The 6,918-nt window shown below is 63.6% G+C and carries 9 protein-coding genes and 1 pseudogene; 9 read left to right on the top strand and 1 reads right to left on the bottom strand.

Features of this window, described 5'->3' with window-relative positions; translation table 11 throughout:
• Positions 1-127 precede the first annotated feature (127 nt).
• The 9 genes and pseudogenes from BGO47_RS12165 to BGO47_RS12125 all read left to right on the top strand — a co-directional run bounded on the left by BGO47_RS12165 (position 128) and on the right by BGO47_RS12125 (position 6,646).
• Positions 128-1,381 carry an aromatic ring-hydroxylating dioxygenase subunit alpha gene (locus BGO47_RS12165; RefSeq protein ID WP_005054956.1) on the top strand — a complete coding sequence of 418 codons (1,254 nt, stop codon included), beginning with the start codon at positions 128-130 and terminating at the stop codon, positions 1,379-1,381.
• Positions 1,378-1,965 carry a 3-phenylpropionate/cinnamic acid dioxygenase subunit beta gene (locus BGO47_RS12160; RefSeq protein WP_005054954.1) on the top strand — a complete coding sequence of 196 codons (588 nt, stop codon included), beginning with the start codon at positions 1,378-1,380 and terminating at the stop codon, positions 1,963-1,965. Before BGO47_RS12165 ends, BGO47_RS12160 begins: the two co-directional genes overlap by 4 nt.
• Positions 1,962-2,288 (top strand): hypothetical protein, encoded by a 327-nt coding sequence (locus BGO47_RS12155; protein ID WP_005054953.1) that lies wholly within the window; start codon positions 1,962-1,964, stop codon positions 2,286-2,288. Before BGO47_RS12160 ends, BGO47_RS12155 begins: the two co-directional genes overlap by 4 nt.
• 3 nt (positions 2,289-2,291) lie before the next feature.
• The gene (locus BGO47_RS12150) at positions 2,292-2,489 is read left to right on the top strand and encodes a ferredoxin (protein ID WP_005054951.1); all 198 of its coding nucleotides are present in this window, start codon (positions 2,292-2,294) and stop codon (positions 2,487-2,489) included.
• On the top strand, positions 2,486-3,697 hold the full coding sequence (locus BGO47_RS12145) for an FAD-dependent oxidoreductase (protein ID WP_292712296.1): 1,212 nt from the start codon (positions 2,486-2,488) through the stop codon (positions 3,695-3,697). The genes BGO47_RS12150 and BGO47_RS12145 overlap by 4 nt, the downstream gene beginning before the upstream one ends.
• A 112-nt stretch (positions 3,698-3,809) precedes the next feature.
• Positions 3,810-3,962: pseudogene (locus tag BGO47_RS12140) on the top strand (helix-turn-helix domain-containing protein); the annotation flags it as partial.
• Between the two features lie 42 nt (positions 3,963-4,004).
• Positions 4,005-4,550, top strand: coding sequence for an IclR family transcriptional regulator (locus BGO47_RS12135; RefSeq protein ID WP_223159176.1), 546 nt, complete (start codon positions 4,005-4,007; stop codon positions 4,548-4,550).
• 158 nt (positions 4,551-4,708) lie between these two features.
• Positions 4,709-5,623 carry an alpha/beta fold hydrolase gene (locus BGO47_RS12130; protein ID WP_292712292.1) on the top strand — a complete coding sequence of 305 codons (915 nt, stop codon included), beginning with the start codon at positions 4,709-4,711 and terminating at the stop codon, positions 5,621-5,623.
• 900 nt (positions 5,624-6,523) lie between these two features.
• Entirely contained in the window at positions 6,524-6,646 is a 123-nt protein-coding gene (locus tag BGO47_RS12125) for a hypothetical protein (RefSeq protein ID WP_267189609.1), read from the top strand.
• A 14-nt stretch (positions 6,647-6,660) separates the two neighbouring features.
• On the opposite strand, the gene BGO47_RS12120 is transcribed toward BGO47_RS12125, so the two are convergent.
• Positions 6,661-6,795, bottom strand: a complete 135-nt coding sequence (locus tag BGO47_RS12120; protein ID WP_082802890.1) for a winged helix-turn-helix transcriptional regulator — start codon at positions 6,793-6,795, stop codon at positions 6,661-6,663.
• Between the last annotated feature and the right edge of the window lie 123 nt (positions 6,796-6,918).

Raw genomic sequence — 6,918 nt, 5'->3', positions numbered from 1 at the left:
CATCGTCATCTCAGTATTGGTCCGTTCTCGCCCCGTGCAGTGCGAAGGTCAGCAGTGCTGGTGTCTCACCCCATCCTGACGCACAGGGCTCGAGCGGGAGCGCTTGTTCAGTCGCGCGTGGATCTTCGTGGGTCACGAATCAGAGATCCCTCAGCCCGGCGACTACGTGGTGCGGCGAGTGCTCGACGACTCGTTCATCGTGGTGCGCGACGAGAGTGGCTCCGTCAAGGCGATGTTCAACATGTGCCTGCACCGAGGAATGCAGGTGTGCCGGGCGGAAATGGGCAACGCCTCGCACTTCCGCTGCCCGTATCACGGCTGGTCGTACCGCAACGACGGACGAATCGTGGGGCTGCCGTTCCACGAAGAGGCGTACGGTGGCGAGGCTGGCTTCAATCGCAAGGGAGCCCGCCTGCTTCCGGCGCCGAGCCTCGACAGCTACAACGGGTTGATCTTCATCAGCATGGATCCGGATGCGCCACCGCTGATCGACTACCTCGGCGATTTCGCTTTCTATCTCGACTACTACACGAAGCAGAGCTCCTCGGGCATCGAGCTCCGCGGCCCGCAGCGCTGGCGGGTGAAGGCGAACTGGAAGATCGGCGCAGAGAACTTCGCCGGCGACATGTACCACACGCCACAGACCCACACCTCGGTGGTCGAGATCGGCCTCTTCCGCGAACCGAAGGCGGAGAAGCGTAAAGACGGCAACACGTACTGGGCGGGCAACGGCGGAGGCACGACCTACAAGCTTCCGGAGGGAACGCTCGAGGAGCGGCTGCGCTACGTGGGCTACCCCGACGAGATGATCGACCGGATGAAGGAGGTCTGGTCCCAGGACCAGCTCAATGTGATCGGCGAGAACGGCTTCATGATCTCGGCGGCCTCGATCTTCCCGAACATGAGCTTCGTGCACAACTGGCCGAAGGTGGAAGACGGCGACGACGTGCTCCCGTTCATCTCGATCCGTACCTGGCAGCCGATCAGCGAGAACGAGACCGAGGTGCTTTCCTGGTTCGCCGTCGACGCAGCGGCACCGGAGGAGTTCAAGGCTCTGTCGTACAAGGCGTACCTGATGTGCTTCGGCAGCACGGGGATGTTCGAGCAGGACGATGTGGAGAACTGGGTGTCCCTTACGAACACCGCGAAAGGGAATATGGCGCGGCGCTTGCTGCTGAACAGCCGGATGGGCGTGCTGAAAGACGGCAGATTCGTCGTGGAGCCGCTCGGACCGGACGCGTTCTCTGGCCCGGGCGTGGCCCACGTCGGTTACGGAGAGTACAACCAGCGGCATCTGCTCGAGCGCTGGGCGGACTACCTCGAGACGGAGCCGACCGCGCTGATCATCTCGTCGGTGGGGATGCCGGAGGGGCTGTCATGACCGAGGCGCGCTGGGTTCGACTGAAAGAGTCGCCGCTCGGAGCACATACGACCAAAGCCACGCGGGTGGGGAGTTCGTTGTCGTTCTCGGACGGCCTGCATCTGGAGACGCACAGGTGGCTCGTCGAAGAGGCATACATCCTCGACGAGCAGCGGTACGAGGACTGGCTCGACCTCATCGCCGACGATGTGCACTACATCATGCCCGTGCAGGTCACTACCGCGCTCGGCGCCGGGTACTCGACGTCTCCGGGCATGGCGCATTGGGACGAGAACAAGTACTCCCTGAGCCGGCGGGTCGCCCGCTTCCTCACGGAACACGCCTGGACAGAGGATCCGCCCTCCCGGCTCCGTCACTTCGTCACGAACGTGCGCACCTTCGAGAGCGACGTCCCGGGCGAGGTCGTCGTCGATTCTGCGGTGCTTCTTTTCCGCAGTCGCGGCGACGTGCACGAGCCCGCGGTGATCTCGGCCGGCCGCGAAGACGTTCTGCGACGTGTCGGCGGCGGGTTGCAGCTCGCACGCCGAACCATCACGGTCGACGAGTCGGTCTTGCGCACACAGAATCTGGCGATCTTCCTATGAAACTCGAATGGGAAGGCGAAGAGGACGACCGCATCGCGGCCATCGCAGCAGCAGACGAACGTCAGCGGCTCGAAGACCAGCGGGTAGGGGCTCCGATCTCGATCGCCAATGAGTTCTCGGAGATCCGGGTATCTCGCGTGGAGACACGCAACGGCTCCCGGCTCCTGATCGAGTCGCCGCGATCCGGGCAGTGGGTCGCTCTCGATCCGCTCGAGCTCGAGGCGCTGACCTGGCAGACTACGGCGACGTTCTCCGCCATGATCGCCCAACCGTTCGCACCGATGTTCCCTGAGATAACGCCTGAAGAAGCAGGAGAGGAGTGACACATGCCTGTCGTGAAAGCGGATCTCGGGCTCTGTCAGGGCTACGCCAACTGCATCATGGCCGCGGGAGACTATTTCGATCTCGATGACGACGGCGTCGTGATCCTGCTCAGAACAGAGGTCGACGAGGCCGACCGGAAACGGGTCACCGAGGCGGCGAACAGCTGCCCGGTTTCCGCGCTCCGGGTGGAAGACGAATGACGACAGCGATTGTCGGTGCGTCGATCGCGGGGGTACGGGCCGCGCAGGCGCTTCGGGCAGAGGGGTATCGCGGAGACGTTGTGCTCATCGGCTCCGAGCCCGTGCTGCCCTACGACAAGCCGCCGCTGTTGAAGGGATACCTCGTCGGTGCAGGTGCAGCCGAGGTCACGCTCCTCACGGCGGCGGAGGCGCTCGAGCTTAACATCGACCTTCGTCTCGGTGTGCCGGCGGTAGGTCTGGACCGTGCGTTGTCGGAGCTCCGGCTGGCGAATGGACGGCGGGTCGGCTTCGATGACCTCGTGGTGGCGACCGGCGTCCGCGCGCGGCCGTCGCCGTGGGGTGAAGGCGAGGGAATCCATGTGCTGCGGACACTCGACGACGCAGACCGGCTGCGCGCCGAGCTAGTTCCCGATCGCAGGATCATCGTCATCGGAGCGGGCTTCATCGGCGCCGAGGTCGCCGCGACCGCTCTTGGGCTCGGAGTCGATGTCACCCTGGTCTCGGCGACACGCGACCTGATGTCACGCCGGCTCGGTGACGAGATTGGCGCCCTCTTCTCGCAGAAGCACTCCCGGCATGGCGTACATGCGGTTCTCGGACGGACGGTCGCGCAGATCGACGGTGCGAAGGGAGACTTCCGCGTGCTCCTGGATGACGGTTCCGAGCTCCACGGTGATGTCGTCGTCATCGGCATCGGGGCAGTGCCGAACGTCGAATGGCTCGAGGACTCAGGGCTCGAGATCGACGACGGTCTCGTCTGCGACGAATTCCTCACGGCACTCGGCGCCCCGGAAATCCATGCGATCGGCGATGTTGCGCGGTGGCGGCATCCGGTTCGCGGCGATCTCACCCGTCTTGAGCACTGGACGAATGCGGTCGACCAGGCGCGCTGTGTCGCGCACAACATCGCTCATCCCGACGACCGACGCTCATATCTGCCTGTCGAGTATGTCTGGAGTGACCAGTTCAACTGGAAGCTGCACATCGTCGGTCGCACGACGGCAGTCAACCCCGAGATGGTGACGGACCCTCGAACACCCGACCGGATCGCGTCTCTGTACTCTCAGAATGGTCTGTCATTCGACGGGGCAGTGGTACTGAATTGGCCCCGCGCTCTCGTCGAAGTCCGCCGGTCCATCGCAGCGGGATCGTCGCTTTCCGACGTTCGTGTACGACTGGGCCGGCTGCTCGAATCGGCGTCCGGATAGACCTGGACGGGATCGCCTTGCCCTTGATGGCGGCCCTGAGGGCCGGCAGGAACGATACAGTTTCTGTTGTGCAGAGAAATAGAGCAGCCGACGGAGTCGATGCGGCTCCGCAATACCGATCGAGTCGGTCGACAATGCCCTGAAACTCCTGCTCCTGCTCGGTGAGAAGAACGAACTTCGACTGACGGACGCCAGCAAGCACCTGGGTGTCGCGACCTCAACGGCGCATCGCATCCTCGCGATGCTTCAATGGCGAGGATTCGTGCGGCAAGACCCGCGAACGAAGACATACGGGCCAGGGCCGTCGTTGACCACGATCGCCTTCTCGGTGCTGAGAAAGATGGACATCCCGCAGATCGTGCAACCGATCCTCGAGGAACTCAGCCACCAAGCCGGCGAGACGGTTCACCTCGGCACGCTCGACGGCAACTCCACTCGCTTTCTCGCAGTCTCGGAACCGACGACGGCGGTGCGAGTCGCTTCACGGTTGGGCAAGGAGATGCCGGCCCATTGCACCTCCACGGGAAAGGTTCTCCTGGCGCAGCTCCCGCGAGAACAATTGGACCGTCTCTACCCCGACGAGCAACTCTCACAGGTGACTCCGCAGTCGATCCGTACCAAGACCGAGCTCCTCGCACAACTGGATCTTGTCGCGAAGCAGGGCTATGCAACGAACCGGGAGGAGAGCGAGGAGGGCGTGGCCTCGGTGGCCGTGGCCGTTCCCTCGGCGAGCGGGCTGCGGTTGGCGATCAACGCATCTGCCCCGGTGTTCCGCTTGCCTCCCCGCAAGGTGAAGACCCTCGTCGCACTCCTCGATGAGGCAGCCGTACGTCTGGCCGACCTGACCTCCTGAAGGCTCGTCGTCTCTTTCCCCTGCGACCTGGTGCAGGGGTCGTTCGGCGCGTTCTGAAGAGAGCTCGAGCCATGCTGGACTGTTGGCGCCGCGCAAGCTATTGTGTCTTCTAGTTAGGAACAAGTTCTGCTCAGCAGATAAATATGCCTGGGGAAGCTATGGATTCGATTTCACGCCCAGACGACGTCGCGCCGATCTCGTACACCGAACTGGCGCCGTCGGGTGCGCCTGCTCGGTGGATCGTCCTCGTGCACGGGGGTGGTGCCTCGAACGAGTACTATCTCGAGACGCCCGACGGCCGACAGGGCTGGGCGGCACGATTCGTATCGCATGGCTACGGTGTGCTGGTGGTGGACTGGCTGGGGTTGTCCTATGAGGCGGCCCAACACGTCGATGATCGTGCGGCGTCTGCGCGGCTGGACTATGAGAGCGTGTGCCGAGGGATGGGCGTGTTCCTCTCTGGTCTCGGCCGGAACGTCGTGCTGGTCGTGCACTCGATGGCAGGTCCGATTGGCTTCCGCCTCCTAGAGACGCATGGCGATCTCATCGACGGGCTCGTAGCCGTCGCTCCGGGCCCGCCTGGAAATATACAGGCGGTGCCCGAGATCGTGAGGGAGTCCGACCAGGAGGTCTCCATCCGTGGAGCGGCCATCGACTGGACCATCCCGAAGATGGGTTTCTGGGAACCCACAAGCGCCTTCGTGAACGACAAGGCCATCGGACCCAGCCGGCGGTTCCCCCGCGAGTGCATCGAGGTGTTCCGCCGCACCCTTCGGCCGATCCCGGCCCGGATGCTTTATCAGCGTCTGAACATCGGTGGGAGCCAAATGAGGATCGGGCCGACCGACGCGTTCACGAACAAGCCGATTCTCGTCTTCACGGGTGGAGCCGATACCGACCACCCCTCGCAGCTGGATCAGGACATCGTGGCCTGGCTCACCGATCAGGGCGCCGCCGTCACCTTCTGGTCGTCCGAACTGCCTCTTCTCGCTGGGAACGGCCACTCGCTGATGGTCGAAGACAATAGCGACGAGATCGCTGACGAGATCGCGCGGTGGATCACGGCGCTCTGACTCGCCACCGTATCGTCCCGGCCATTATTTCAGCCGACCCGACGTCCCCAACAGCGGAGGAGAACGCCAGTCGTTTCCTTCGTGTCACTCGAGGGAACGCTGTGCCAGCTCGTTGCCGACTACGACTTGGTCGATCGGGCCCTTGCTCGAACTCCTCATTTCATACGTCTGGCGATGGACTCAAGGGAGATGTTCGCCGACGGCCGCGTGCAACTCCAGGTCATCGGTGGACAGCTGAGGCGTCTGCCACGACGCATCGAGACGATCGGTTCGCAGCTCGAACGGAACGTTCGGGCTGAGCATAAGGATGTTCCGAGACCTCCAGGAACGCGGATGGATCGGTTCGTTGGTCGGGGAGCTGACGACCACCCTGGTTGGCGTGGCGCTTATCGTCGCTGCGGTGCTACTTTCGGTCTCGGGGGGTGGCCCCCAGCTCGCCCCGACGTCGCACTCCTACCGTTCCTAGGGGCGGGGTGGTCGGCCTCGCGGGCAGGCTCCTCGTGCTGAGGCCGCTGCGCACCTCCTTGATGCGCACCACGCTGATCGCCGGATCCTGGCAAACTATCCCGCGACGCGAATTCGCAGGGGGTGTCGGCGCGACTTTCGATCGACGTACAGTGCCGTCCGTTAACAAACGATCGGTTCGTGCGACCGAACTGTCGAACGCCTGTGCATCGCTGCGGCGAGTTCCTCATGGCGCAGTACCTGGGTTTCGCTTCCGGAAGAAGATTTCACGAACCCCAGCGACACGGTGTTGCGGTGACGTTCGACGAAAGAGAAGAAGGATGGCCCGGCGAATCCCAATCGCGCGAAGTCTCGCCTTCGAAATGACAGAAGCGCTCCTGTGCTCGCGCGTCGGTTACTTCGCACCTTCTAGGTGTGACGTTATCAATTAGGGTGATGACGACCGGTGACGGGTACCGGTACCTGCTGAACTCTGTCGTGTCCGGTGACGGCGACCGCGACGCCTCGTCTGTGTTGACGCGGTATTACGCGGAGGCCGGGACTCCTGGCTCGATGTAGCGCCGAGGGGGTCGCTACTGGTCGGTTCCGACGTTGTGTTCAACCCAGTCGCGCAGATGCTTCAACGGGGCGGCTGCGCTGTGTCCGAGGTCAGTAAGTTCGTACTCCACGCGAGCGGGAACCTCGGGGTAGACGGTGCGAGTGAGCAGGCCGTGGTCTTCCGGAAAGTGTCAAGGCGGGTGAGACAGATTCCGTCAGGCGGTCTGTATGAGGGCCTCCTGTGAGGGCTGGTTGATCCAGGCGGCCTCGGGCAGCTTGGGCGCCTGGGGTCG

The organism is Microbacterium sp. 67-17 (genome assembly GCF_001898325.1).
In the GTDB taxonomy this organism is placed as follows: domain Bacteria; phylum Actinomycetota; class Actinomycetes; order Actinomycetales; family Microbacteriaceae; genus Microbacterium; species Microbacterium schleiferi.
The sequence above is the reverse complement of the archived record's forward strand: the minus strand, read 5'-3'. Positions and strand labels throughout refer to the sequence as shown.